The organism is Idiomarina sp. UBA4206 (assembly GCF_002383015.1).
Taxonomy (GTDB): domain Bacteria; phylum Pseudomonadota; class Gammaproteobacteria; order Enterobacterales; family Alteromonadaceae; genus Idiomarina; species Idiomarina abyssalis.
Genome location: NZ_DFTS01000016.1, coordinates 27649 through 28428, shown reverse-complemented (window position 1 = coordinate 28428; position 780 = coordinate 27649). Strand labels below are relative to the sequence as shown.

General features: G+C 51.4%; 1 protein-coding gene. It reads left to right on the top strand.

What is annotated here, in order from left to right; translation table 11 throughout:
* Window positions 1-36 precede the first annotated feature (36 nt).
* A partial coding sequence (locus tag B3180_RS03470; RefSeq protein WP_286843079.1) for a sodium-dependent transporter occupies window positions 37-780 on the top strand: 744 nt, incomplete at its 3' end.

Sequence of the window (780 nt, the reverse complement as noted above, 5' to 3'; positions counted from 1 at the left end):
TGACTTAAGCAAGCAGCAGTGGGTTTCTGATCATTTATGCGTGATTCTTTTCACAGCCGAATTGGCTTTATACTAGCAGCCGCGGGCTCGGCCGTTGGTCTGGGCAACATTTGGGGCTTTCCGACACAAGTGGCAAACCACGGTGGCGGCGCCTTCCTGCTGGTCTATCTTTGCGTAATCTTTATACTTGCCATACCCGCCTTATACAGTGAAATGCTTATTGGGCACAGCGCTCAGGCGAATCCGGTTCGCTCATTAACGCAGCTATCTGAAGGTCGCGCCCGCCCCATTGGTCGCCTAATGGGTTACCTGAATGTACTGGGCTCGTGCTTAATGCTGAGCTTTTACCACGTGGTTGCCGGCTGGATGTTGGTTCACGCTCTGGGCTTTTTGGCACGCGGTTTTGGCATTGAAGTTGCCACCGAATTTTTGCTTAATAGCTCACTCACCCGCGACTTAATTTTTACCGCTGTATTTTTGCTGGCCACAGCTTATGTGGTTTTTCAGGGGGTGGAAAAAGGCATTGAACGCTGGTCGAAACGGCTGATGCCATCCCTGGTTGTTTTACTGGTTGCCCTTATTGCTTACATGCTGACGTTACCCGGGGCTGACGAAGGGCTGCAGAAATACTTAGTGCCCGACTTCAGCCTCATGACCGACACCAGCATTTTGGTTGCGGCTATGGGCCAGGCCTTCTTCTCGCTTTCTATTGGCCTGGGCGGCATGATGATTTACGGCTCTTACCTGAAGCCTGGTGCTAATTTAGGCCGCTTAAGTTTT